Source organism: Spirochaetota bacterium (genome assembly GCA_035477215.1).
Lineage (GTDB): Bacteria > Spirochaetota > UBA4802 > UBA4802 > UBA5368 > MVZN01.
Genome location: DATIKU010000030.1, coordinates 19,733 through 45,445, shown reverse-complemented (window position 1 = coordinate 45,445; position 25,713 = coordinate 19,733). Strand labels below are relative to the sequence as shown.

Genomic DNA, 25,713 nt, shown 5'->3' with positions numbered 1-25,713 from the left:
CAATAAAAGGAGTGCTCACCATGTACGAGAAGAAACCGTGGCTCAAGTTCTATGGCAATGTTCCCGAATCGATCGATTATCCGAGGGTAAGCATGTACCGGGCGGTGATGGACACCGCGGACAAATACCCCGATACGATAGCCTACGATTTTCTGGGATACACGTCGACCTACCGGCGTTTCGCCGAGGAGATCGACAGGTGCGCGGACGCGCTCGCGGCAATGGGGCTTAAAAAGGGAGACCGCGTCACGATCTCGATGCCCACCAGCCCGCAGGGTATCATCTGCTTCTATGGTGTGAACAAGCTCGGGGCCGTGGCGAGCATGATTCATCCTCTCTCGCCGCCGAAGGAGATCGAATTTTACCTCAATATAAGCAAGAGCGTCATGGCGCTCACCATCGACGCGTTCTACGGCAACTTCAACCAGATCATGCACAAGACAGACTGCAAGAAGCTCATCCTCGCGCGCATTCCCGACTACCTGGGCCTGGTCAAGAAGATCGGCTTCAACCTCACCAAGGGGCGCAAGATTCCCAAGGTGCCCAAGGACGATCGCGTGATATGGTGGAACGAAATGATGAACGGCTCGTACCCGTCGGTACAACCGGCCGAAATGGGCCCGGACGAGATGGCGGTCGTTCTTTACAGCGGCGGGACCACCGGCGTTCCCAAGGGGATCATGCTTTCCAACTATAACTTCATAAGCGAAGGCCTTATGGTCGCGCATTGGGGCGGGCTGGACCGTACCAGCTCGATACTCGCGATTATGCCCATCTTCCACGGTTTCGGCCTGGGCGTCTGCGTGAACGCGGCGTTTATGGGCGGCGGCAAGAGCATCCTCGTCCCCACCTTCACTCCGGAGGAGGTCGCGAAACTGATTAAATCCAAGCGTCCATCCTTCGTGGTGGGCGTGCCGACGCTCTTCATGGCCCTTTCCAATAACGAGAAATTCAAAAAGACCGACCTTTCATGTCTCAAGGGCTGTTTCAGCGGCGCGGACACGCTGCCCCGAGTCGTGAAAGAAGAATTCGAAGCGATAGTCAGCCGGCAGGGCGGCAACGTGAAGCTCCTGGAGGGATACGGCCTCACCGAGGCCGTTACGGCGATCGGGGCCATGCCCATAAACGAGTACCGCGAGGGAAGCATCGGGGTGCCGTTCCCTGACATGGACGCGAAGATCGTAAAGATGGGTACCGACGAGGAATGCGCCCCGGGAGAGGAGGGCGAGATATGCCTGTACGGCCCGGCGGTGATGCTGGGGTATCTCGACCAGCCCGAGGAAACGGCGAGCGTTTTGAAAAAGCATTCCGACGGCCGGGTGTGGCTGCACACCGGCGACATGGCGAACATGGACGAGGACGGCTTCATGTACTTCAAACAGCGTATCAAGCGCATGATAAAATCTTCAGGTGTCAACGTCTATCCTGGCCAGGTGGAGGATATTCTGCGCCAGCACCCGGCGGTGGACATGGCATGCGTCATCGGTGTCCCCGACAAAGCGCAGATTTCGCGCGTTAAAGCGTTTATCGTGCTGAAAGACAAGTCCAGGGCCTCAACAGAGCTCGCGAACGAACTCATCAACCACTGCGCCGAGCACCTGCTCAAGTGGAGCTGTCCGCGCGAGGTCGAGTTCCGCAACGATCTTCCCAAGACACTTGTGGGCAAGATCGCGTTCAATACGCTTGAAGAGGAAGAAAAGGCTAAACTCCGCGCGGCGGGACAATACGCGGGAGACTGATCCTGGAATATAGGGGGCCTTCGGGCCCTCTATTCGTTTCCATCGAGACCGATAATCAGCAGTGTAATATCGTCCTCGAAGTCAATGGCGGGTTTGCGCCAGGCCGTAAGCCGTACCCCGAGCAGTCTCGCGAGTTCTCCCCCGGGCAGATCCCTCCACTCGCGGAGGCACGAGGCGAAACGCTTCTCGCCGAAAAGCTCCCCCCGCGCGCTCCGGCATTCCGTTATTCCGTCGGTGTAAATAACCAGCCTGTCTCCCGGTCGAAGCGGAAGGGTGTGCTGTGCACAGCGGATGTCGTTCGTCCAGCCCATTGCCCGGCCTTCGGCATCGGCCACGATCGGTTCGGCGGCGTCGCGGGGCAGGATGAAAAAAGGTGGATGGCCCGCGTTCGCGTACACGATTTTCCGGGCATCGAGATCAATGTACGAGTACGAAGCCGTAATGAACTGACTTATGTTCCTGCCCACCAGCATGTCGTTCATGGCCTGCAGCAGCGTGGCCGGTGAGTCGGCCCTGTCCCTGACGAACGAAAAGAGGACCTTCAGCGTGGACGCGATCATGGCGGCGGAAACGCCGTGTCCCACTATGTCGGCGGACAGTATGCCGATACGCCGACTGTCGATAATGTGCCAGTCGTAATAATCGCCGCTTATGCCCTCGGGAGGAAGGGTGAAAATATGCATGTCCATACCGTCCATGACGGCCGGCGACACGGGCAGGATCGATTTCTGGATGCGACGGGCGACCTCGAGCTCCTGGCGAAGATCTGCCAGGATCAACGCGTCAGCGAACGCGCCCGTGGACCGTCGGGAGAGTATGAAGGATTGCAGCAATACGAAAATGAAAAGTCCCGTGGGCAGCATGTAGCCCGTTCGTATGACCAGATTGGCGTCGAGGATGTCGTTGATCGCGGTACCCATCAGGATCAGCAGCCCGACGAGTACGAGCATCGCGTCAGCGCGCCTGCGGAGAACGGCCCGCCATGCCGTGAAGAGGAGGTGGGCAAACGCGGCCAGGCTCACGATATGAAACGGCGTCAGGAAATGGCTGTAAACGCGCAATGGAAATATCAATACGGGGATGGAGAATAAAAGACCTATCGCGAAATAGATGTAACGCGCGATCCCGGGCATTTCGGACGGAAAGAGCGAACGGATGAATCCGGCGAATACCGGCAGCCCCACATAGATGGTGAGAAATTCGATCTTCATCTCCAGTTCCCAGTCGATTCCGGGGAAGAACCGTACGAGCATGAACTCCCCCGTAAGTGTCAGCCTGAGCGCGATGATCAGGCTGAAGACCCCGAAATAGAGAGCGGACCGTTCGTTACGCCGCAGGAGAAAAAGACCCAGGTGATAGAGGCCCATCACGATGAGCCCGCCCAGCAGAACATACTCGTATAAAAGCCGGCGGTCCCGGAGCATCATGATTTCGGTTTCCGTCCCCAGGTGGATGGAGTTCCAGGGGCCTCCCTTGTCCGAGCTGAAGTTGGAGATGTGCATTACCATCTCGATCATGTTTCCGGTGAGTTCGAACGAAGCGGTTTTCGGATTGTACTCCGCTCTTGTGGACTCGGGGGATGTTGAAACGATTCCGTTGACGGCAAGAAGGAGTCCGTTGGCGTATAACCGATATGAAGTTGCCATAACCGGTATCTTCAAAGTGCGTATGCCCTCGCGGCCGTCGGTCAGGATAGTGAGGCGAAAGGTGGCGTACCCGTCTCCATCGATGATCGTATCTCCGGCCGAACGATTGTTCCAGACGCCGGGAACGGTGAAGAATTCACCTGGGGCCCCGCGATTGCCGGTTCGGAAGTAGGCGGGCTCCAGTATCTGCCGCCAGTAGAACTCCCATTCACCGTCCAGTCTGACGGGTTTCATGCGCTCCAGGTCATACGAGCGCAGATCCATCACGCCGCCGACCGCGCGCGGTGGCTCCGGGGCGTTCGCGCGCAGATGCACTGTGGCGGCCAATAAAACGGCCGCTGTCGCAAGTGTCAGAGGTATGGTTTTTATCAATGGTCTGTGGTTCTCACGCATGACTGAACCTGTTGTGATTCATTCTGGTAAAGTTCTCGAATTTTGTAAACAATGAAAATGCCCCATTCGGGGTGGCATATCATTCTTGACAGAGGACTGTACCTGAGCTATGCTCGGGCACTTTCTACCGGTGAGGTGTTGCATGCTGCTTGGTATTGACGTGGGAGGCACCCATACCGACGTGGTCGTTATCGACGCCGGTGGCGTGCGTGCGGCCGCCAAGGTGGCAACCAACCATGAGAACCTCTTCGAGTCGGTGAACGACGGAATAGCGGCTATGCTTCGCGAGGTCGGCGCCGCCGATATCCACCGTATCAACCTCAGCACAACGCTCTCGACGAACGCAATCGTGGAAGGCACGACCGAAAAGGTCGGTATGGTCGTAAGTGCGGGGCCCGGAATCGAACCGAATCTTTTTAAAATCGGGGAGCACTATCATCGTGTCGATGGCGCGCTTGACCACCGGGGTACCGAGATTCTTCAGCTCGACCGGCGACAGCTGGAAAAGGCGGTCGCGGCGTGCAGGAAATCCGGAATCAGGTCTTTCGCCGCGGTCTCGAAGTTTTCACCGCGCAACCCCTCCCACGAGAACGCGATAAGGGACTCGCTGTCGGGCGATTCCGATTATATCACCATGGGGCACACACTTTCGGGTCACCTTAACTTTCCACGGCGCATAGCCACGGCCTATTATAATTCAGCGGTGTGGCGTCTCTACAACCGGTTCGCCGACGCCGTGGAGAAAGCGCTGGCCGCATACGGAGTCAACGCTTCCGTAAACGTGCTTAAAGCTGACGGCGGCACCATGCCGCTGGCCGTATCGCGCATACTGCCGGTTGAGACCATTCTTTCGGGGCCGGCGGCAAGCGTGATGGGGATACTCGCGCTCTGCGATATCTCCACCGATTCGGTGGTCATGGACATCGGCGGTACGACCACCGACATCGCCGTATTCGCGTCGGGGGCCCCGATCATCGAACCGGATGGGATCGCGCTTAACGGAAGACCCACGCTGGTGCGGGCGCTGAGAACGCGCTCGATAGGGATAGGCGGCGACTCACTCCTCAGGGTGAACAACGGCGCCGTCGATGTGGGTCCCGAGCGGCTGGGCCCGGCGGTGGCCGACGGCGGGGTTTTTGCGACCCTGATCGACGCCTTCAACTTCAGGGGGAGCGTCACACACGGGGACGTTGAATCGTCGAAAAATGCGATTGCAGAGCTTGCGAAAAAGTCGGGGATGCCGGCGGACGCCCTTGCTGAAGCCGCCGTATCGCGGGCCATTGCCGCCATCAAATCGGCGGTCGATACGCTTGTCGATGAAATAAATCAAAGGCCGGTGTATACCATACACGAAATGCTCGAGGGAAGAAAAATCACGCCCGGACGGATGTATGCCGTGGGGGGGCCGGCCGAGGCCTTCGGTCAGGCCCTGGCCGCGGTCTTTTCGCTCGGGGTGACGGTGCCGCGCAATTATTCGGTTGCAAACGCGATCGGCGCCGCGCTTGCGCGAACGACCATGAGTATCGAGCTCCTCGCCGATACCGAGAAGGGCATGCTCATCATCCCCGAGATAAGCGTATCGCGCGAAATTCCGGGTTCGTATTCACTTGAACAGGCGGGGGAAGACGCTCGGCGATACCTCATCGAACATCTCGGCAAAACCGCCCCCGGAGAGCGCGTACAGGCCGAGGTGGTCGACGCGGCCTCCTTCAACATGGTGAAGGGGCATTTCACCACCGGAAAAAACATCAGGGTGCGCTGTCAGGTAAAGCCGGGCATACTGGAGGAATACGGAAAGGGGGTGCGCCAATCATGCTGAAGGCGAAGAACAAACTGGGTCTCATTTTCTTCCCGGCCTTCGACTGGGCGATAAGTCCGACGCATCCCGAGCGTCAGGAGCGCCTTTTGTATACGCAGGACCAGCTGGTGGAGGAGGGCGTGTTTGACATCCCCGGAATCAAGGAATACAAGCCGGATATCGCGACGATAGAAGATGTGGAACGCACGCATTTCTGCTTTCCCGACGTAAAAAGTATCCTGACCGAGTCGCACCTCGTCTCGGCCGGAGGCGCCATCAAGGCGGCGAAGCTGGTGATGGAAAAGCGCGAGGACCGTGCATTCGCGCTCGTGCGCCCGCCCGGACACCATGCCATGAAGGTGGTGCACGGTTCCCGCGGCTTCTGCAACATCAACATCGAGGCCGTTATGATCGAGCACATCCGCGAACACTGTGGGAGGAAGCGCATCGCCATCGTCGACACCGACTGCCATCACGGCGACGGCACCCAGGACGTCTACTGGCACGACCCCGATACGCTGTTTATTTCGGTGCACCAGGACGGAAGGACGCTGTATCCGGGCAGCGGCTTTATCGAAGAACAGGGAGGCCCCAACGCCATCGGGAAGACCGTAAACATCCCCCTGCCGCCCGAAACCTCCGACGAGGGCTTTCTGTACGTTCTGGAGAAGGTGATCCTGCCGATCCTCGACGAATTTAAGCCCGATCTGGTCATCAACTCGGCGGGCCAGGACAACCATTATTCCGATCCGATCACCAATATGCACTTCTCCGCCCAGGGTTACGCCCGGTTGAACGAGCTGCTAAAGCCGGATATCGCGGTGCTCGAGGGAGGCTATTCCATACAGGGCGCGCTTCCCTACGTAAACCTCGGAATAGTACTCGCCATGGCGGGGTTGGATTATTCCTACGTGCGCGAACCCGACTTCGACAAAGAGGCGATCCGCCAGGGGGCTGAGGTAACGCAGTACATAAAAAAGCTCTCCCGAGAAATACTCGACCGGCACCGACGCGCGCGCGATCTGGTGATGCGCACAATGCCGGGCAATTATTTCGTGCGCAAAAAGTCGATCTACTACGACACCGACGGCATTCATGAAAACCAGGTCGAGTCGATCATGGTCTGCGACGACTGCGGCGGCGTTTTAAAGATCGAGACGATATCGTCGGTCAACCCGCTCTGCCTCGGTGTCGAGGTCCCGCTGGGGGCCTGCGACAGGTGTAAAAGCGAGGGCTATCGCATCCTCGAAGAGTCGCGTGAAAAGGGCAGGCATTCGCATATCCAGTTTATCAACAGGAGGGACCGGGAATACCTCAGGTTTTGATGCTACTCGCTGCGCGAAAAAAAAGCGCCCCATGAATGGAGCGCTTTTCGTTTTTTTACCGCTTTGATTATCGGAAATCACTTGATAAACAGCATCTCCCAGAAGCGCGGCAACGGCCACAGTTCGTCATCGACCATGAGCTCGAGCTCGTCCACCTTCGCACGGATGGCGTTCATCGTCGAGCGAACCTTCGAGCCGAAGGCGGTCGTTTTCTCCTCTTCGCTTCTGAGGGATTCGGCGCTTTCCACGGTCTTCTTCAGTTCGGCCACCAGCAAATGGGTTGAACCGATAAGCCCCACAAGCGACGAGAGCACGGTTTTCTGCGGTTCGAGCGACGCGGCGTTTCCGAGCGCCTGGGCCGCGAGCGATATCGACGAGGCGAGCTCCTTCTGGTAACGGATCGCCGCCGGCAGTACCTGGCTCTCTACCATGTTGCAGAGCGTACTGGCCTCGATGCCTATCTCCTTGATGTATCGTTCGAGGCGGACGTGATACCGCGATTTGAGCTCGACCGATGAGAGAACCTTGTACTTCTCGAAGAGGGCGACGGCCTTGTTCGTGGCAAGGTCGGGAAGAGCCTCGTACGAGGTCTTTTTATTGGGCAGCCCCCTGCGTTTGGCCTCAGCCTCCCACTCCTTCGAGTAGTTGTCACCCATAAAGAGCACATTCTTAACCGCCTTGATCTCGTCTTTCAATACATCGAGCGTCGCCTGCCTGGTGTTCTCACCCCTGGCGGCGATTTTTCCGGCGAGCACGTCGAGGCTTTCGGCCACGATGGTGTTGAGAACCGTGGCCGCGAACGAGATTGACTGCGAGGAGCCGACCGCGCGGAACTCGAACTTGTTGCCGGTGAAGGCGAACGGAGAGGTCCTGTTACGGTCAGTGTTGTCCCTGGAGAGCAGCGGCAGCTTCGATATCCCCATGTCGATGATCACTCCGTTGGTGCCGTTGGTCACCACGCCCTTTTCGATGTCCTCGAGTATGCCGCTGAGTTGTTCGCCGAGAAAGACCGACATGATCGCCGGCGGCGCCTCGTTCGCTCCCAGCCGGTGGTCGTTCCCGGAGGAGGCGACGGATGCCCTGAGGATATCGGCGTGGTAGTAGACCGCGCGGATGGTCGCGACCAGGAAGACCAGGAACTGGATGTTATCCTGGGGGGTTTTGCCGGGATTGAGCAGGTTGTTCCCCTGGTCATCGGCAAGCGACCAGTTGAGATGCTTGCCGGAACCGTTGATCCCGGCGAACGGCTTTTCATGAAGGAGCGCCGCCAGCTTGTGCTTGGACGCGACCGAACGAATGGTTTCCATAAGAATCTGGTTGTGATCGACCGCGAGGTTGGCCTCCTCGAAGAGGGGCGCGAGCTCATACTGGCTGGGGGCCACCTCGTTGTGGCGCGTTTTGGCCGGGATTCCGAGCTTGTAGAGCTCCTCTTCCACGTCGTGCATGAACGAGAATACGCGCTCCTTGATGCTCCCGAAATAATGGTCTTCGAGTTCCTGTCCCTTCGGGGGGGCGGCGCCGAGCAAAGTCCTGCCCGAAAGGAGAAGGTCCTGGCGCTTGTAGAAATAGTCCTGGTCGATAAGGAAGTACTCCTGTTCGGGGCCCAGCGTGGCGTAGATTTTACGGACCTTTCTGTTGCCGAGCACTTTAACCAGGTTGAGCGCGCTGGTATTTATCGCTTCGATGGAGCGCAAAAGCGGCGTTTTTTTATCGAGCGCCTCACCGGAATACGAAATGAATACGGAGGGAATGCACAGGGCGGTGCCTATGCCCCTTTTCAGTATGAACGCGGGGCTCGAGATGTCCCACGCGGTATAGCCGCGCGCCTCGAAGGTTGACCGGATGCCGCCGCTCGGGAAGCTCGATGCGTCCGGCTCCCCCTGAACAAGCTGCTTGCCCGAAAAACGTTCTATGGGCGCCCCTTCGTCGGTAAACTCGATGAATGCGTCGTGTTTTTCCGCGGTCGATCCGGTCATCGGCTGAAACCAGTGACAGTAATGGGTGGCTCCTTTTCCGATGGCCCATTCCTTCATGGCGTGCGCCACGGCGTTTGCCGTTTCAAGGTCGAGCTTTTTTCCCCTTAAAGTGGTATCCTGAAGCCGCTGAAAAACGGTCGCGGGGAGCTTTTCCTGCATGGTCCCGGAGCTGAATGTGTCTTCTCCAAAATACTGGGAAACCGGAACGTTTTTCTCTCTTTCCGCGACATAGCTTCTATCGGCTGCGATGATCTTCTCAAAGCGTCTCATGGTTCCTCCGAAGAATGGTTATCTGCGTTAGCTAAATTCCCCGGTACAAATTTGTCAAACAAGTACAGCCTTAAAACCCGATTTAAAAGACTTATTTAACATTGATTTAATATAAATTGCCCATATAAACGTACGGTCGCAAGCATCCCGTATGCGCTCATTCTTATCAAAGAATATCCTGATACTCATCCAACCTCTTCCAGGCGGGCGGTCAACAGTCGGCGCGACCCGGAAGGCCATTGGGGCGGGAATTTTACACGGCCGAAACGGAAATGGACTTTGGCGAGAGTGGTTGACAATATCCTGCGCTTCTGGGCCAATCGGTTCAGGCTATGGTTTGAGTAAATATATTTACTTTGTTGCGGCGGTGTAAAATAATCTTCTGAGCCACCGTCCCACGAACCGGATCGAGGGGATATGGACGCATCGAATGAACAGAAGTGAAATAATAGAAACGGCCCGGGCGCTGGGGCTTTCACCTAATAAGAAGCTCGGGCAGAATTTTCTGTGCGACACCGGCACTGTTGGAAAGATCCTCGGCGCGGCCGGCGTTGCGGTGACCGATACCGTCCTCGAGATAGGCCCGGGGCTTGGCGCGCTCACCGGAGGCTTGCTTGAACGTGCCGGCTCGGTGACGGCGGTGGAGATCGACGCCGGCTTTGTGCGATATCTTTCGGACCGTTTTTCAGGAAACGGGAAGTTGCGGCTTATCCATGGCGATTTTATTAAGATCGCTCCTTCCGGCGTTTTTACGAAGGCCGTATCGAACCTTCCATACTATTGTTCCTCGGAAGTCCTCTTTAAACTTGCGACGGAATACCGCATACCGTCGGTATATGTCATGCTGCAGAAGGAGATGGCCGGGCGGATCGTGGCGGCTCCGGGAACAGCGCAGTACGGAGCGCTCTCGGTCGCACTCGGGATATATTACCGGGCAAGGTCGCTGTTTGGCATACGGCCGGAGTGCTTTTATCCACGACCGGATGTCGTTTCGGTATTTATAGAGCTTGCGATGAGGGACGACGTCGGTCTCGACGAAGAGGGGCTTGCATTGTTCCACCTGCTGGTGAAATCGGCGTTCTGGGGCCGCAGGAAAACGCTGTCGAAGGCGCTGGCGGACTCACCTCATATCGATCTGGACCGTAAAGTGGTGCTCGGTGTTTTAGGTGAAATGGGAATGGATGAGAGGATACGGGGGGAAAACATGTCCGTTGCGGAATACACGATTTTGACCGCGCGCATTCAGGAGGCGATCCGTGCCGGCAATTAAGGATTCAGTCATAACCGAACTCGTCGCCGCGGTGCAGAAGCCAGCCCGATATACCGGCGGCGAATACAACCAGGTGATAAAATCCGGCGCGGACCTCCGGATGGCCGTCTGCTATCCCGACCTCTACGAGGTAGGGATGTCGAACCACGGGATACGCATACTGTACGATATCGCCAATTCGATCGAGGGCGTGGCATGCGAACGAGTCTTTTCGGTCGATACGGGCTTTGAAAAGCGCCTGCGCGAACTCGGCCTTCCGCTTTTCACGCTCGAAAGCCGCACCCCGCTTGGCGAGCTCGATATGCTCGCATTTAATCTGTCGCACGATCTTCTTTATACGAATGTTCTTCAAGTCCTGGATCTCGGTGGGATTCCGTTTATGGCACGCGAACGGGACGGTTCGCAGCCGCTCGTGATTGCCGGGGGCGAGGCGTCCTGCAACCCGGCGCCGATGGGGGATTTCGTCGACGCATTTTTCCTGGGCGACGGCGAGGAGGGCATAGTGGAGATCGCCGAATGCCTGCTGGCGGCAAAAAGGCGAAACCTCCGCCGAAACGAAAAGCTCGCGCTACTCGAAGAAATCGAGGGCGTGTACGTCCCGTCGCTGCATCGCGTCGTCCGCAAAGACGGCAGACTTGCCGCGATCGAGGGGAAGCTCGTTCGAAAACGGTCGTACCGGGCGCCGGTGCCGCACTTTCCGCTGCGGCCCATCGTTCCGAACATTCGCGTGGCCCAGGACAGGGCGATCGTCGAGGTCAGCCGGGGCTGTTCGAACATGTGCCGCTTCTGCCATGCGGGCTATTACGACCTCCCCTGTAGGGAGTATTCGCCGCAACTTCTTTCCGACGGCATCACGACGGTGCTCGAAAACTCCGGATACGACGAGCTTACCCTCGCGTCGCTTTCCATCGGCGATTACCGGCACCTGGCCGAGCTCTTAAACGACATCCTTCCGCGCCTCAATGAGCGCGGAGTCTCGATCTCGCTTCCGTCGCTTCGCGTGGACATGGGCACCCTCCCGATAATCGAGAGAATCTCCTCGCTGAGAAAAGCCTCGCTTACCTTCGCCGTCGAGTCGGCCTCGGAGGAGATACGCGCTTTGGCCAACAAGAGGATATCCACCGACGATCTGCTTTCGATCGTGGCGCACGTATTCGAGCGCGGCTGGCGGACGCTGAAGCTCTATTTCATGATAGGGCTCCCAGGCTGCGAAAGTGTCGACGAGGCCGAGGCGATGATCGCCCTGCTTAAAAGGATCGCATCGCTCTCGAAAGGCAAAAAGGAGATCAATGTCACCGTCTCGCCCTTCGTGCCCAAGCCGCTGACTCCTTTTCAGTGGGCGCGACAGATGGACGCGGCGTATTTTTACGATATCGTCCGTCGCCTCAAGCGGGGAGTGCCGCGATCGGTAACGATAAAGAACCATAATGTTGAATCGTCGGTCCTGGAAGGTGTGCTCGCCCGCGGCGATGAGCGCCTCGCTACGGTCATACTCGGTGCATACCGCGACGGCGCGCGGCTCGATTCGTGGAGCGAGCATTTCAATTACGGGACATGGGAGAAACGGCTGAACGAGGATTTACCGGGATGGAGGTCCCTGTTGGATTCTCGCCGCGAAGACGAGGTCTTTCCGTGGAGCGCGGTCGAAACGGGCTTCGAGCGTCTCGTTGGGCTCCAGCGCAAGGCGCCCGCGGATACGTCGGTATTAAAGAAAAAATTCCCGCGCCCCGCGGGCGTCCTGACCGTCGATGACCGTTCGGTCGACGCGTTCGAACGGAAATACGCGGTTGTGCTGCGGGTGCGGCTTCGCCTGTCAAAGAACGGTTTCGCACGCTACATTCCGCACATCGATTTTATCGAGATCGTAAAGCGCTCTCTGCGCATGGCCGGAATTCCCGTTTCCTTCTCGCAGGGATTCAACAAGCGGGAGCGCATCGCGGCGGGCTATCCCCTGCCGCTCGGCATCGAAAGCGCCTGCGAGATGCTTGACGTCGATCTGTATGATGATGTTGATATCGTGGAATTACCGGGAAGGATGAACGACCGCCTCCCCCGGGGGGTACGAGTCGAGTCGGCCCGCCTTATCGCAACAAAGGAATCGCTGATGGCCATAACCCGCGCCATGGAGTATTCGGTCGAAACTGACGATACGGAAATTGTTGAAACGATGAAACGCGGTATCGAAGCGCGCATCCCCTTTCAAAAGGAGACCAAGAAGGGCCACTCGACGATCGAGTTCGGCGAGGCGATCCTCGATGCCCGTATCGACGGCGCAAACGTAACACTGGTTCTTCCGGCGGGCGACGAGCATTCGCTTCGTATCGACAGGGCCGTCATGGCGCTCGCGGAGATGCCAATGGAAGGGCTTCATCGAATACGACTTACGCGCCTGCGACAGTTTCGCAGGACGGACAGCGGTCTCGAGGAGATTGAATAGTCATTATCGCGGACTTGACAACGCCGTCCCATTCCTTTACGTTTTAATCTTGCTGGAGGTATCGGTATGGACCTTGGACTGAAGGGCAAAGTGGCGGTCGTAACGGCATCGAGCAGGGGGCTCGGCCGCGCCGTGGCCGGGGCGCTGGCGGCCGAAGGCGCGAAGCTCGCGCTCTGCTCCCGAAACGCCGAAGCCGTCGGTGCAACCGCCGATGAACTGCGCAAAAAATACGGGGTCGAGACCTTTTCCGCCCCCTGCGACGTCGAGGACCGGGCCCGAATCGCTGCTTTCGCCGCGGAGGTGCGGGAGCGTTTCGGTGCGGTGCATATACTCTTCGCCAACGCAGGCGGCCCGCCGCCGGGGACTATAGCGGATTTCGCCCCGGCCGATTTTGAAAAGGCCATAGGCCTCAACCTGCTCAGCGTGATCGGCCTGGTGCATGCCTTCCTTCCGGCCATCAGGCTACAGGAGTGGGGCCGTATCATCGCCTCCACATCCATCACGGTGAAACAGCCCGTTCCGAACCTCGCGCTTTCAAACGTGGCGCGCGTGGGCGTGGTGGCCTTTATGAAGACGCTGGCGGGCGAACTCGCCCCTTTCAATATAACCTGCAACACCGTCGCGCCCGGCTATATCATGACCGACCGGGTCGAAAGCCTTATAAAAAATAAAAGTTTGAAGGATGGGATGGCGTATGACGCGGCCGAGCGCGAGATCACGGCGGGAATCCCGGCGGGGCGCATCGGCTCCCCGGAGGAATTCGGCGCGCTTGTCGCGTTCCTTTCGTCAGAGAGGGCGGGGTATATCACCGGCGAGACCATCCTCATCGACGGCGGGGCGTACAGGGGGCTGATGTGAATTCATCAGCGCGGCAAATGCGATCGGCTTCGGCATGTTTATCGACTTGATGACGGCCGCACTTCGCGTCTGGAGCCGGGAATTCTCCCGAATTAAAAGCGCCACCACTTAGTGCGGGGTTTCCCCGAACTATCCGCCACGCGGCGTCTTTCAGGATAAGCGTCGATTCTTTCATCAAAAGGCTCAGGAATTCATTTACCATCGCCGGGGCGATGAAAGCGCTGTAATCTTATAATACAAGCCGTGTTCGTGCGATGATCTCGCCCTTCGCCGAGTCGGGCAAATCGTCAAAATATGCGCAATATCCCGCCACCCGCACCACCAGCCCAGGGTGGGAGCCGGGATTGCGACGGGCTTCCTCCAGTGTTTCGGGGTCCAGTATATTGAATTGCATCTCCATCCCCCCGGAAATGAAGAATCCCTTCATCAGGGCCGTAAGAAGGCTCAATCCCCTGTCCCCGGCGACGGTATTGGGATCGAAGCGCAGATTGAGGGCGTACCCGTTTGGCGCGAGGTCGGAATCGACCTTCGATGCGGAATTGAGCAGTGCGGTGGGGCCGAGGCGGTCCCGCCCATGGGCCGGATCGAGGCTTGCGGCAAAAGGCGCTCCGGCCGGCCGGCCCCCGGGCAGCGCGCCGGTACGACGTCCGAACCCCACGTGCGATGTCGATGAATAAAAACCGGGCACGTACGGGCCGCCGCGGGTATTCCGGTATTGCGCGAGAGCCGTGTGAAAAATCTGTACCACCATGGCTGCGTACCCGTCGGGAAGTTCGAGGTCGTTTCCGTATTTGGGCGCGTTAAGCAGCTCGGCCCGCATAACGGGATCCGAAGCGAAGTTTGTCCGCATGGCGCGGATAATCTGCGTCAGCGCATAGCGGCGTTTGCGATATACGACGTAATCCAGCGCCGCCAGGGAGTCCGCGGTATCCGCGACGCCCACTCCCTGGATGCCGCTGGAATTATACAGCGCCCCGCCGGCGGTCGTGTCACTGCCGGACTCGATGCAGCCGTCAACCAGCATTGAAGAAAACGGGGTGGGGTGATGATCGCGGTTGCCGCGTTCGATGACCTGAATATCGGTGATAAACCGTTCAACCATATGGGACACCTGTAACCGGAACGCGCCGATTACGTCTTCGATACCGGCGAGGCTTTCAGGGGCCGGCGTCTTCGCGCCGACGCGGGCGCCTCCGCGCAGACGCCTTCCACGGTTGAGCGCGAGCTCGAGGCAAACCGGCAGATTGAAAAGCGCGGCATCGGTTGAAAAGAAACTCTTTCCCGGAAGGGCCAGCTCCACGCAGCCGACCACGCCGTAATTACGCGCTTCATTCAGCGGATAACCATGGCGCAGCAGCGCCGATATCGACGCTTCATCGTTAAAGAGGGCCGGAACGCCGTTTCCCTTTCTTGCCACGTCCATGGTTCGTCGGACGTAGCGCTCGGGGGCTTTCGGATGGATGCGCGCCTGGTAATTAGGGTCGCGGAGCCCCGATTCCTCCATCACGTCAAGAAAGAGGTATGTGAGATCGTTGACCGCGTCATTCCCGTTTTTATCAACCCCGCCGACAATCGCCGCCTGCACCACGAGATATCCACCGTGATATTCGCTGGTGCGCTCGGAGAGAAGAAAGACGTGTTCCGTCGTCTTGGCCGAAAAGCACAGGAGCAGTTCGCGCGCACGCTCCGGGGTGATCCTTCCCGCTTCAAGGTCGTCGCGGTAATAGGGATAGAGATACTGGTCCATCCTGCCGAATGAAATCGCCGAGTTGATGCTTTCGAGGCAGACGCCCATGTGGGCCAGCCAGAGGGACTGGAGCGCCTCGTGGAATGTTCCGGCGGGCTCGAGCGGGACCTTCGCGCATATACGCCCGATCTCCTTCAGTTCGGCCCGGCGCTCCGCGTCGCATTCGGTTTCGGCAAGGCGCCCGGCTTCCGCCGCGAGTTTACCCGCGAAGGCAACGATCCCATCGCACGCGATTATCGCCGCGCGATGAAAGTCAGTTCCGCCTTTCCCGAGTTCCTCGAGATATCCTCTGATACCTGTCTTTAGAATTCGCTCATAGTTCGGAAGGAAATGCCCTATGCCACCGGCCTCGTTTATCAGGTAATACGTCGCGTTGAGCTGTTCGGCCGCGTAGCGCAGGAAACGGCCAAAACGCGGGTAGAAAGCGCGGAACACCAGGTTGCGGAAGCTCCAGTACGGAACCACACGGGTAAATAGTTTAAGACGGTCGCGCCGGGATATCCGCATGGGGTTGGTGCTTCTTTTCTCGATGCGAGCGAGGTCTGTGATCATCGAAATAACGCCCGAGAGCTCCGGCTGGATTATGGCGGATTTTCTGCGGGTCCCCATGTTTCCCGCTATCAGCTCGTCGGGGAAGATGATCGCCGACTTGGACCGCATGAGGTACCGGAACGCTTTCGCCTTGCGGACTATCATAGCCTCGGCGGGCGAATCGTGCTTTTTAAAATAATCGGTGATAAGATATGCCCGCTCGGGGCACAGATGCATGGGCTCGGCAAGAAGCCCGCTTTTTATCCGCTGGAACCGTGCGGAACGATAATCGACGACTACCGTACTGTCATCGTACACGACAACCCTTCCTCCGCGGACTGATGGGTCCGCTGTTTGATGGTCATCACTGGAATCATGATAACGCAAACCGCTCGCCTGAGCAAATATTAAATCCCGATAACGCCGCCGGGTATCCGGTGTCTCCTGTCGCAATGGGGCGGGCCGATGGAATATCCGCCCTATTTGCCCTTGTCTGCGTTTATTTCCGAAATACAGGTATAGTTATACTTTGTCCCCTTGTACACGGACAGAATCTCAATGGCAAGAAACGTGCTGCCTTCATATTTTAAAGCAGGTTGCCCGTTTTCGATAACGGACTGGAAGGCCGGCCTTCTGCGGGCCGGAAGGGGGAGTGGTTGCCAGCCGTTCAGGTCCTTCAAGGTGATTTCATGGGAGCCCACCACGGTTATGTCTTCGTAAGCAATACCTATATCGTACTGGCCGATCGCCTTTTGTGCCTTTCCGGCCTGTAAGGCCCATACCCGGATTTTCTGGGCACGGTTGTTGGCCTTATACAGGCTGTCGCTCGCGCCCAGTCCGTTCCATATTTGCACGGGCTTTCTCGTGTCCGCCTTTACGATCAGGATTTCCCCGATCCCCTCGTCCTGCTTCCCCTCGCACCATGCTGTTTTGTAATTACCGTCCATGGCGCTCCAGGCGCTGTACATGCACTCCCAATTTTCCAAATCCCTATAGTATTCCCTTTCAACATCATCGGGGTCCTGATCTGCGGTCGGGACAGGCTTTGCGGGGCCTGTGCCGGTCGCTTTAAGGTGTGACGTGCTCCAGTTGCGGGAATATTCCCCGATGTTTTTTCCTTCCCACCAGGTCAGCTCGCCGATGTAGCCTTTTTTAAGCAGGGATGGCAGTCTGGCATTGCCGGCCTTTTCGCCGGGCGATGCCGTGTCTAACGTAGCAAGAACGAATGATGCCGCGACGAGCAGGGAAAAAATGCTAAGATGTTTTTTTACGAAGGCTCCCATTCTGTTCACCTCGCCTAATTGAGGGAAGGCATGAGTTAAACGGCCGAATGCAGTGGATCATAGTGATTTCTTCTTGTCAAACAATAACAATCGAACGCGATGATTGTTCGGGGGGTATCCCCCCGGCAGTCGGCGCCGCCGACGCGGTACAGGCGTGTCTTGTCATCATGTGTGAATTTATTAAAAAGATGGGGAGGCGGGCTCAGGGTTAAAAACCGAGCGGCAACATGGGATATAATTGGATTGACATTCGTTGAAAACAATGCATGATCGAAGCACCTTATCGTGGAGAGCGCCAATGGAAACTGACACTGCAAAAAACGTTGGCGGCGGAATGGTCTGCCGCGGGAAAGTAAACCAGCTCGGTATAGTCGTACACGACGCGGCCAAAGCGATGAGCCGCTATGCCGAAACGCTCGGCATTCGTCAATGGTACAGGGCGAACAGCATCGGCCCGCTCGAAGTGACAGTACGCGGGGAAAAGACCATCATAGACGTGGAAATTTACCTCGCGTATATGGGCAGCGTCCAGGTGGAGCTCATTGAAAGCCGCGCCGGGTCGGGAGGCATTTATGCCGAACAGCTTGCCGCCAGGGGCGAAGGACTACATCATGTGGGCTTTTTCGTTTCAAACCTGGATAAAAAACTCGACGTGCTCCGAAAAACGGGCATAGAACCGATCCAGAGCGGAGAGATACGCAGCCGCGGCGGTGCGGTGACGCGCTACGCGTATTACGAAACGGGCGGGCCGGGAAATATCATCGCCGAATTTATCGAAACTAAACTGGCGGGCATCCCCGTCGGCATGTCGCATTTCATGATGAAAATAGGCTGCCTTACCGGCGACGCCGAAAAAATCCGGTTGTAAAATAATGTTGAACGGATTGAAATACTCACCATGCGCTCGGTTGACGACCGTTTGCCGCGTCAGGCCCGTTGGGAGATGCGGCGTATGCTGACTGCGCAGTTTATTAATACGGTGATGGCGGTCGCCGCGGCGGCGATTGTGCTGTTCATCATCTACTATATCATAAAGGGCATAATAAAGCTGGCGGCCATCGTGCTGCTGCTCCTGCTCCTTTATGCGGGATATCTTTCGTACACGGGAGAGAAACTTCCATGGAACGGAGGCGAGACGCTGAAGCACCTGTGGGAACGCGTGGAGTTGGTGCGTGAAAAAAGCAGCGAGATAATTAAAACGATACCGCGTATCGCTCCCGAACCCAGGGGGCGATAACGCGGGGGCGTAAAGAACTTAAATGTCGTATCCGCCGCGAAAAACAGCATAACAGAGGCGATCGCGCAGTGTGCGGCAAATCGTTATACCGCTCGCACGACGGCCCGATAAAACTTTGAATATTTATGGAGATTGCCAATGAGTACGGTATGGTATGGACTTGAGGACAAGGTCGTGGTCGTTACCGGCGGCAGCCGCGGGATAGGCCTGGAGCTCGCGAAGGCGCTTGCGGCCCAGAAGGCGAAGGTTGTAATCTGCGGACGCAAGAAGGAGGGCCTGGACGCGGCCGTGGCCGCGATCAACGGAGGCGACAGGGTACTCGCACTGCCCGCGCATATAGCGAAGGAAGAGGACGTCAACACGCTTTTCGAGTCTGCCGTCAATACCTTCGGTCGGGTGGATGTACTCGTAAATAACGTAGGGATGAACCTGCTTACCGCTTCAGTTATCGATACGGAACCGGCGACCTGGACTAAAATAATAGAGTCTAACCTTACCGGTACCTTCCTGTGCTCCAGAAAGGCGGCTATGATTATGCGCGAACAGAAGCACGGGCGCATTATTAGCATATCGTCGATCGCCGGAAGAAAGGCCGCGCCCGCAATGGGCATATACGGCATCGCCAAGGCCGGAATCGATATGCTCACCAGGGTGCTGGCGTTCGAACTGGCGCAGTTTAACATTCAGGTAAACGCGGTCGCGCCCTGCATGGTGAAGACCGATTTCAGCAGGCCCTTCTGGTCAAACGACGCCCTGCGATCGCAGATAGAAAAAGGGATACCCATGGGCAGAATAGCGGAGGTGGACGACGTGATCCATCCGGTGCTCTTTTTGTGTTCGGACAAAGCGGCATTCATTACGGGCCAGGTGCTCGTGGTCGACGGCGGATCGCTGTCTTGACGAGGGTGAAAAATAGCAACTTTTACTTGTGTAAAATGTCGAAGTGTAGTACTATAAACCCGACTGAAATGTGCGGGAGGGAGTCATGGAGGCTCAGGCTATTACCGGTCCGGACATAATTCCGCGCGGCTTTTCGGCGCGCAGCGAAACGCCCGTCGCTTCGGAACCCGTCGAGGAACGGCGGGAGGAGCGGACAGAGACGCGGGTTGAGGGCAGAGGCGCCGTTATTGATGCTTATGCGTAGGGTAGTGGAATGGCCATAACCAAGGCGGAAAAATCCGTTTATAACGATTACACCAAAGACTTCAAAACACAGAAAGACGCATCGTATAAACGGATCACCGAGCTCGAAAAGAAAAGGAAGGAAATGCCCCGGATCAAAGGCTACCTCGCGGTGGAAACCGTGATCGAGCTTTTGAAGATTATCATGTTGGATCTCAACATGAACGACGCATCGTTCGAGATTCTGAAAATCAAGAACGAGGCGGCGTTAAAAAACGCCCGCAAGGAATTTTTCGCCGTTTTACAGAAGATGGAGGAACTGGTCGGCGACCAGGTGGACCGCTCCCTCAAAGAGAACGAGGAATACCTTGCGGCGATCGACCGCATTAATCCGCAGCAGATGCTGAAAATCATTCAGCGCATCAATTACGTTCTCTCAACGCTTATAGACAGGATCGGTGAAACATCCAAGTGGAAATGGTCCTTCGTCGACCTGCAGGGACGGGTCGCGGCGGTGACCAAGAACGGCATAAATTTTTCGGAAGTGCAGAAATACCGGGATCCCCGCACCGAGTTTTACCGGGAGCGCCAGCAATTAATGACGCTGTGCAAGCTGAGCCTGCGCGACGCGGCCCAGCAGTACCGCACCAAATATGAACAGTCAACCAAGGTCCCCGGGGACATGTTGAAATCGATCGAATTCCTGTCGGTCCTCAGGCGCATACACATTCTCTTCGGTGAGTCCGATGAGGCTTCCAGGCTCAAAACGGCGATTGACGCAATGCGGGCGCGGCTTGAGGCCGATGAGAAAGAAAAAGAAAAAGAAAAAGAGAAAAAAAGCGGTAAAAAGTAGTCCTCCAGCACCCTCTCTTTCGCATTTTCATTTTTTTTGACTTGACGTCGTGGATTATTTTATGTACGTTATTAGCACTCAATCGCATAGAGTGCTAATAACGGTAACTTGATGGATACCGAAGAAAGAATAGACAAGTCTTTGAACGAACGAGAGGCGGCGATTCTCGGCGCCATTGTTTATGAATATATCACCACCGGTAAACCGGTTGGCTCGAGGTCGTTCGTGCATAAGTATTCCTTCACCCTGTCGCCGGCGACCATGAGGAACGTGATGTACGACCTCGAAATGATGGGATACCTCATGCAGCCCCATGCGTCGGCAGGGCGGGTGCCGACCGACAAAGGCTATCGTTACTACGTCGATTCCCTTCTGGACACCTACGAGTTCGTGATGAATGAAAAGGTGAGCGTTCGGGATGAGATGATCAAGCGCGAGATGCAGCTTGATAAAATATTCAGTTCGCTCACAAAAACCATGTCGCTGGCGTCCCAGTATGCAGGTGTGGTCCTTACGCCGCGACCTGATTTTACGGTGCTCAAGCACATCGAGCTCGTCCTCCTGGACAACAACGAGATACTGGCGATCCTGGTAACGCGAAACGGTATCGTAATCAACAAAAAGGTGGTGGTATCGACCAACATCACACAAGACGAACTGTACAGGTTCAGCAAGTTCCTTACCGGCGAGCTGGGCGGCTATTCGCTCTTCGAGATCAAAAAGGACATGTTCGAGTCGCTGCGCGAGGTGAAGGGGACGGAAATAAACAGGGCAATGGCGCTGGATATAGCGGAGCTCGCACTGTCGGAAAGTAACGACCCCGATCTCTATATAGACGGGGTGCAGAACCTTCTCCACATTCCCGAGATGATAGAGGCCGACCGTCTAAAGGGACTATTGCGCCTTATCGAGGAAAAGAAGGTGCTTCGGGGGATCATCGAGAAGACCATGGAGCGTGATGGCGTGCAAACGCTTATCGGCGAGGAGATAACCGAGGTCGAGGTGTCCGGCTGCAGTATAGTGACATCATCGTATAAAATTGGAAACAAGCGGGTGGGCGTCGTCGGCATTATCGGTCCAACCAGGATGGATTATAAAAAGGTGGTCCCGCTCGTGGATTATACTGGAAAGATATTTTCTGAATTTTTAACGAAAATGTCGAAATGAAATCAGTCTCGTTGTTGCTGATTGGAGAGCATTGCGGGGAGGAGAGAGGATGATACGGGACTCAAAAAACGACGCCAGAGAAACCGACGGGAAGAGACGGGAAACTCAGCAGGCTGCTGACGCATCGCGGCCGCAGGAGGGCGGTTCGGGCGGCGAAGACGAAATGAACGGACATCTCAAGGGAGTGGAAGGCCCTCCCGGGACAGTAAACGCGGAAGACGAAATGATCCGCCTTGGCCCGGAAGATCTGGCCGAAGTGATCAGAAAGAAAGATGAGGAGATAGTGAAGAAAAACGAAGAGATAGCTGCGCTGAAGGACATATTAACAAGGCGGCAGGCGGACTTCGAGAATTACAAGAAGCGCGTGGTGAAATCGCAGGACGAGTACAGGAACCTCGCCATACGTGATATGTCCCGGGACATCATCAACATTAACGACGATCTCCTTCGCGCCGTTGAGGCCGCGGGCGCGGTAAGCGAGAACTGCACCGTCGCCGAGGCGCGGGCCTCCTTCCTGGAGGGGATCTCGATGATCTCGAAGCAGGTTGAGGAAGTGTTGAAGAAGTATGGAATCGAGGAGATTGAATCACTCAACAGGGAGTTCGATCCCGCCTTCAATGAGGCGGTTGAGATAGATGAGAGCGCGGAAGTCGAACGCGACACCATCACCAGGGTCTATCGGAAAGGCTTTAAGATGGGCGAGTCAGTAGTTCGCGCGGCAAAGGTGAGGGTGAGTCGTCCGGAGCGCCGTGCGGGGAAGGATGGATGCGAAGGCTGTGGTTTGCAGAATGGATCGCAGACCAACGAATCCATGAATTGAAGAATGAAAATCCAGTTCGGCCTTTGTATTATGCGAAAGGCTAAATGGAAATAACTTAATAACGCAATAAGGAGCATGACAATGGGGAAAATAATAGGAATCGATCTGGGAACGACAAACTCGTGCGTTTCGGTAATGATGGGCGGCGAGCCGGTGGTGATCCAGAACTCCGAGGGTCAGCGCACGACCCCGTCGATGGTGGCTTTTACCGACAAGGGTGAGCGGCTGGTGGGGCAGGTGGCGAAGAACCAGATCATCACCAACCCTGAAAACACGATACGTTCGATAAAGCGTTTCATGGGCCGCAATTATTCGGAGATACAGAACGAGATCAAGATGGTGTCGTACACCGTGCTCGATGATGGCAAGAGCGGTCTCAAGGTAAAGACCATGGCCGGTGAGTTTACACCGCAGGAGATATCGGCGCGTGTCCTCCAGAAGATGAAGCAGACTGCCGAAGATTTTTTGGGCGAACCGGTGACCCAGGCGGTTATTACGGTGCCCGCCTATTTTAACGATGCGCAGCGACAGGCCACCAAGGACGCCGGGAAGATCGCCGGACTTCATGTCGAGCGCATCATCAACGAGCCGACGGCCGCGGCGCTTGCCTACGGTCTCGACAAGAAGAAGAAAAACGAAAAGATAGCCGTCTACGACCTCGGCGGCGGCACTTTCGATATCTCGATTCTCGAGCTCGGCGACGGCGTTTTTGAGGTGAAGTCCACCAATGGGAACACCCATCTGGGCGGGGACGACCTCGACCAGCGTATCATGAACTGGCTTATAGCCGAATTCAAGAAGCAGACGGGAATCGACGTGACGGGTGATAAGATGGCACTCCAGCGCCTTAAAGAAGGGGCCGAGAAGGCGAAGATCGAACTCTCGAGCAAGGCGCAGACGGAGATCAACATCCCGTTCCTCACCGCCGACCAGAACGGCCCCAAGCACCTTATCATGACCCTCACAAGGGCCAAGTTCGAGCAGCTCGTAGAGGACCTCGTCGAGTCGACCAAGGAGCCGTGCGTGCGGGCGCTCGAGGACGCGGGACTCACCCCGGGAGATATCGACGAGGTCATCCTCGTGGGCGGTTCGACCCGTATCCCGGCCGTACAGGAACTGGTCAAACGCATTTTCGACAAGGAACCTCACAAGGGAGTGAACCCGGACGAGGTGGTCGCCATCGGCGCCGCCATTCAGGGCGGTGTTCTCGCCGGCGACGTACACGATGTCCTGTTGCTCGACGTAACCCCGCTTTCGCTGGGAATCGAGACCCTCGGCGGAGTAATGACCAAGCTTATAGAGCGGAATACGACCATTCCGACGCGCAAGAGCCAGATTTTCTCTACCGCGGCGGACAACCAGCCGGCGGTGTCAATACACGTTCTGCAGGGCGAGCGCGAACTGGCGTCTCAGAACAGGACGCTCGGACGTTTTGACCTGGTGGGCATTCCTCCCGCGCCGCGGGGAATCCCGCAGATCGAGGTGACCTTCGACATCGACGCGAACGGCATCGTGCACGTTTCGGCGAAGGATCTCGGCACCGGCAAGGAGCAGAAGATACGCATCGAGTCGTCGAGCGGGCTTAACGATGAAGAGATAAAGCGCATGGTCAAGGACGCGGAGGTGCATGCCGACGAGGACAAGAGGCTTAGGGACACCATCGAGGCGAAAAACGAGGCGGATTCGCTCATCTACTCTCTCGAAAAGCTCGTCAAGGACAACGAGGGAAAGATAGAGGATTCCGAGAAGCAGGCCATAGAGTCCGAGATTGCAAATCTCCGCAAGGCCATGGAAGGCAGCGACGCGGGCGCGATTCGCGCGGCAAAATCCAAACTGGAACAGGCCTCGCACAAGTTCGCCGAGCGGATATATCGCGATACCGCGCAGCAGCAGACTGAGGGCGGCCCCAAGCAGGGAGCGGGAGCCGACTCATCGGCGCGCCAGGAAGCCGGAAACGCTGAAGGAAAGACAGAGGATAATGTTGTTGACGCGGACTATGAAGTCGTGGATGACGATAAGAAATAACGTGTAATCGCTTATGGAGGCGGGTGGACTCACACCCGCCTCCGGCGGTTGGAAGAGACTGAAAGCCATGCCGGTTTATGGTAAGAGGACTGTGTGAGTACGAAACGAGATTATTACGAAATTCTGGGCGTGCAGAAAAACTCCTCCGAGGACGAGATAAAGCAGGCTTACAGGAAGCTCGCCCTTAAATATCACCCCGACAAGAATAAAGGAAACGCCGAGGCCGAGGAGAAGTTCAAGGAAGGTACCGAGGCCTATGAGATTCTCCGGGACCCCAAGAAACGGGCCCAGTACGATAAGTTCGGTCACGAGGGCGTCGCGGGCCTGGAGGGATTCGGCCGGGGCGCGTACACGGACTTTTCGGACATTTTCGGTGATTTTGACCTCGGGGACATCTTCGAGGGTTTCTTCGGCGCCGGCTATAGCGGCAAGGGGCGCGCGAAAAGGCCCAGGCGCGGGGCCGACATCCAGTACGACCTCATTATTGAGATGGAGGAGGCCGCAACGGGCAAGGAAGCGCAGATAGAAATTCCCCGGAGCGAGTTGTGCGCCACGTGCGGGGGAAGCGGTTCCGGCGCCGGTTCAAAGCCCGCGGTGTGTCCGGTTTGTAACGGGACCGGCCAGTTGCGACAGACCCAGGGGTTCTTTTCGATCACTCAGACGTGTTACAAGTGCCGTGGCGAGGGCAAGATTATCACATCACCCTGCAAAACCTGCAGCGGTTCAGGCCTTGTTACGAAGAAGCGCAAGATTACGGTGAAAATCCCGGCGGGAGTGGAGTCCGGCTCCCGTCTTAAAATCAGCGGAGAGGGCGAACAGGGCCCGTCGGGCGGACCGAGGGGAGATCTCTATGTCGTCATGCATATAAAGAAGCACGCGGTGTTCGACCGGCACGGGAACGACATCCTTAACGTCGTCGAGATATCCTATTCACTGGCATGCCTTGGCGGCGAAATAGAGGTGCTGACGATTACCGGGGGCAAGGTCAAGATGAAAATTCCGGCGGGCGCCGAAAACGGCCAGGTGTTCCGTTTGAAGGGAAACGGAATTCCGTATCTCGGCTCTTACGGCCGCGGGGACCAGCTGGTAAAGATAAACGTACGCGTTCCCAAGAAACTGTCCCCGCGCCAGAAAGAGCTTCTTCAGGAGCTCGCGCGCCTCGAGGGCGAGGAGGCGGGCTCGTTGACGAGGCAGTTCTACTGATTTCAAGAAACGA

General features: G+C 56.8%; 18 protein-coding genes. 14 read left to right on the top strand and 4 right to left on the bottom strand.

Annotation, left to right across the window (positions count from 1 at the left end; all coding sequences use genetic code 11):
• Window positions 1-20: 20 nt before the first annotated feature.
• Window positions 21-1,739 carry an AMP-binding protein gene (locus tag VLM75_06180; GenBank protein HSV96510.1) on the top strand — a complete coding sequence of 573 codons (1,719 nt, stop codon included), beginning with the start codon at window positions 21-23 and terminating at the stop codon, window positions 1,737-1,739.
• Window positions 1,740-1,768: 29 nt separating this feature from the next.
• Here the strand turns inward: VLM75_06180 and VLM75_06175 are convergent, their stop codons facing one another.
• The gene (locus tag VLM75_06175; protein HSV96509.1) at window positions 1,769-3,712 is read right to left on the bottom strand and encodes a SpoIIE family protein phosphatase; all 1,944 of its coding nucleotides are present in this window, start codon (window positions 3,710-3,712) and stop codon (window positions 1,769-1,771) included.
• Window positions 3,713-3,920: 208 nt separating this feature from the next.
• On the opposite strand from VLM75_06175, the gene VLM75_06170 reads away from it, so the two are divergent.
• Both VLM75_06170 and VLM75_06165 read left to right on the top strand, forming a co-directional pair.
• Window positions 3,921-5,597: a hydantoinase/oxoprolinase family protein gene (locus VLM75_06170; protein ID HSV96508.1), complete on the top strand. Its 1,677-nt coding sequence runs from the start codon at window positions 3,921-3,923 to the stop codon at window positions 5,595-5,597.
• Window positions 5,591-6,901 carry a histone deacetylase gene (locus tag VLM75_06165; protein HSV96507.1) on the top strand — a complete coding sequence of 437 codons (1,311 nt, stop codon included), beginning with the start codon at window positions 5,591-5,593 and terminating at the stop codon, window positions 6,899-6,901. The genes VLM75_06170 and VLM75_06165 overlap by 7 nt, the downstream gene beginning before the upstream one ends.
• A gap of 77 nt (window positions 6,902-6,978) precedes the next feature.
• On the opposite strand, the gene VLM75_06160 is transcribed toward VLM75_06165, so the two are convergent.
• Window positions 6,979-9,147, bottom strand: a complete 2,169-nt coding sequence (locus VLM75_06160) for a glutamine synthetase III (protein ID HSV96506.1) — start codon at window positions 9,145-9,147, stop codon at window positions 6,979-6,981.
• A 430-nt stretch (window positions 9,148-9,577) separates the two neighbouring features.
• On the opposite strand from VLM75_06160, the gene rsmA reads away from it, so the two are divergent.
• The 3 genes from rsmA (at window position 9,578) to VLM75_06145 (ending at window position 13,712) form a co-directional block, all read left to right on the top strand.
• Entirely contained in the window at window positions 9,578-10,417 is an 840-nt protein-coding gene (gene rsmA / locus VLM75_06155; GenBank protein ID HSV96505.1) for a 16S rRNA (adenine(1518)-N(6)/adenine(1519)-N(6))-dimethyltransferase RsmA, read from the top strand.
• Window positions 10,404-12,854 carry a TIGR03960 family B12-binding radical SAM protein gene (locus VLM75_06150; GenBank protein ID HSV96504.1) on the top strand — a complete coding sequence of 817 codons (2,451 nt, stop codon included), beginning with the start codon at window positions 10,404-10,406 and terminating at the stop codon, window positions 12,852-12,854. The genes rsmA and VLM75_06150 overlap by 14 nt, the downstream gene beginning before the upstream one ends.
• A 66-nt stretch (window positions 12,855-12,920) precedes the next feature.
• On the top strand, window positions 12,921-13,712 hold the full coding sequence (locus VLM75_06145; GenBank protein ID HSV96503.1) for an SDR family oxidoreductase: 792 nt from the start codon (window positions 12,921-12,923) through the stop codon (window positions 13,710-13,712).
• 229 nt (window positions 13,713-13,941) lie between these two features.
• Here the strand turns inward: VLM75_06145 and VLM75_06140 are convergent, their stop codons facing one another.
• Both VLM75_06140 and VLM75_06135 read right to left on the bottom strand, forming a co-directional pair.
• Window positions 13,942-16,308: a pyruvate formate lyase family protein gene (locus tag VLM75_06140; protein HSV96502.1), complete on the bottom strand. Its 2,367-nt coding sequence runs from the start codon at window positions 16,306-16,308 to the stop codon at window positions 13,942-13,944.
• A 161-nt stretch (window positions 16,309-16,469) separates the two neighbouring features.
• The gene (locus tag VLM75_06135) at window positions 16,470-17,273 is read right to left on the bottom strand and encodes a hypothetical protein (protein ID HSV96501.1); all 804 of its coding nucleotides are present in this window, start codon (window positions 17,271-17,273) and stop codon (window positions 16,470-16,472) included.
• Between the two features lie 298 nt (window positions 17,274-17,571).
• Here VLM75_06135 and VLM75_06130 point away from each other — a divergent pair, with 298 nt between their 5' ends.
• From VLM75_06130 to dnaJ, 8 genes are all read left to right on the top strand, one after another.
• Window positions 17,572-18,141, top strand: a complete 570-nt coding sequence (locus tag VLM75_06130) for a VOC family protein (protein HSV96500.1) — start codon at window positions 17,572-17,574, stop codon at window positions 18,139-18,141.
• A gap of 84 nt (window positions 18,142-18,225) precedes the next feature.
• Window positions 18,226-18,510, top strand: a complete 285-nt coding sequence (locus tag VLM75_06125; GenBank protein HSV96499.1) for a hypothetical protein — start codon at window positions 18,226-18,228, stop codon at window positions 18,508-18,510.
• A 138-nt stretch (window positions 18,511-18,648) separates the two neighbouring features.
• A complete protein-coding gene (locus VLM75_06120) occupies window positions 18,649-19,410 on the top strand; it encodes an SDR family oxidoreductase (GenBank protein ID HSV96498.1) in 762 nt (253 codons plus the stop codon).
• Window positions 19,411-19,663: 253 nt separating this feature from the next.
• Window positions 19,664-20,485 (top strand): hypothetical protein, encoded by an 822-nt coding sequence (locus tag VLM75_06115; protein HSV96497.1) that lies wholly within the window; start codon window positions 19,664-19,666, stop codon window positions 20,483-20,485.
• Between the two features lie 111 nt (window positions 20,486-20,596).
• The gene (gene hrcA / locus VLM75_06110) at window positions 20,597-21,652 is read left to right on the top strand and encodes a heat-inducible transcriptional repressor HrcA (GenBank protein HSV96496.1); all 1,056 of its coding nucleotides are present in this window, start codon (window positions 20,597-20,599) and stop codon (window positions 21,650-21,652) included.
• Window positions 21,653-21,701: 49 nt separating this feature from the next.
• Window positions 21,702-22,472 carry a nucleotide exchange factor GrpE gene (locus VLM75_06105; protein ID HSV96495.1) on the top strand — a complete coding sequence of 257 codons (771 nt, stop codon included), beginning with the start codon at window positions 21,702-21,704 and terminating at the stop codon, window positions 22,470-22,472.
• Between the two features lie 75 nt (window positions 22,473-22,547).
• Window positions 22,548-24,497 carry a molecular chaperone DnaK gene (dnaK, locus tag VLM75_06100; protein ID HSV96494.1) on the top strand — a complete coding sequence of 650 codons (1,950 nt, stop codon included), beginning with the start codon at window positions 22,548-22,550 and terminating at the stop codon, window positions 24,495-24,497.
• A gap of 93 nt (window positions 24,498-24,590) precedes the next feature.
• A complete protein-coding gene (gene dnaJ / locus VLM75_06095; GenBank protein ID HSV96493.1) occupies window positions 24,591-25,700 on the top strand; it encodes a molecular chaperone DnaJ in 1,110 nt (369 codons plus the stop codon).
• The last annotated feature ends 13 nt before the right edge of the window (window positions 25,701-25,713 follow it).

What these genes read in the sequence shown, in the direction of transcription:
- dnaK (HSV96494.1), top strand. Translation starts at nt 22,548, where the DNA reads ATGACAATGGGGAAAATAATAGGAATCGATCTGGGAACGACAAACTCG.
- VLM75_06165 (HSV96507.1), top strand. Translation starts at nt 5,591, where the DNA reads ATGCTGAAGGCGAAGAACAAACTGGGTCTCATTTTCTTCCCGGCCTTC.
- VLM75_06170 (HSV96508.1), top strand. Translation starts at nt 3,921, where the DNA reads ATGCTGCTTGGTATTGACGTGGGAGGCACCCATACCGACGTGGTCGTT.
- VLM75_06120 (HSV96498.1), top strand. Translation starts at nt 18,649, where the DNA reads ATGAGTACGGTATGGTATGGACTTGAGGACAAGGTCGTGGTCGTTACC.
- VLM75_06105 (HSV96495.1), top strand. Translation starts at nt 21,702, where the DNA reads ATGATACGGGACTCAAAAAACGACGCCAGAGAAACCGACGGGAAGAGA.
- VLM75_06135 (HSV96501.1), bottom strand. Translation starts at nt 17,273, where the DNA reads ATGGGAGCCTTCGTAAAAAAACATCTTAGCATTTTTTCCCTGCTCGTC.
- rsmA (HSV96505.1), top strand. Translation starts at nt 9,578, where the DNA reads ATGAACAGAAGTGAAATAATAGAAACGGCCCGGGCGCTGGGGCTTTCA.
- VLM75_06125 (HSV96499.1), top strand. Translation starts at nt 18,226, where the DNA reads ATGCTGACTGCGCAGTTTATTAATACGGTGATGGCGGTCGCCGCGGCG.
- VLM75_06115 (HSV96497.1), top strand. Translation starts at nt 19,664, where the DNA reads ATGGCCATAACCAAGGCGGAAAAATCCGTTTATAACGATTACACCAAA.
- hrcA (HSV96496.1), top strand. Translation starts at nt 20,597, where the DNA reads ATGGATACCGAAGAAAGAATAGACAAGTCTTTGAACGAACGAGAGGCG.
- VLM75_06145 (HSV96503.1), top strand. Translation starts at nt 12,921, where the DNA reads ATGGACCTTGGACTGAAGGGCAAAGTGGCGGTCGTAACGGCATCGAGC.
- VLM75_06160 (HSV96506.1), bottom strand. Translation starts at nt 9,147, where the DNA reads ATGAGACGCTTTGAGAAGATCATCGCAGCCGATAGAAGCTATGTCGCG.
- VLM75_06180 (HSV96510.1), top strand. Translation starts at nt 21, where the DNA reads ATGTACGAGAAGAAACCGTGGCTCAAGTTCTATGGCAATGTTCCCGAA.
- VLM75_06130 (HSV96500.1), top strand. Translation starts at nt 17,572, where the DNA reads ATGGAAACTGACACTGCAAAAAACGTTGGCGGCGGAATGGTCTGCCGC.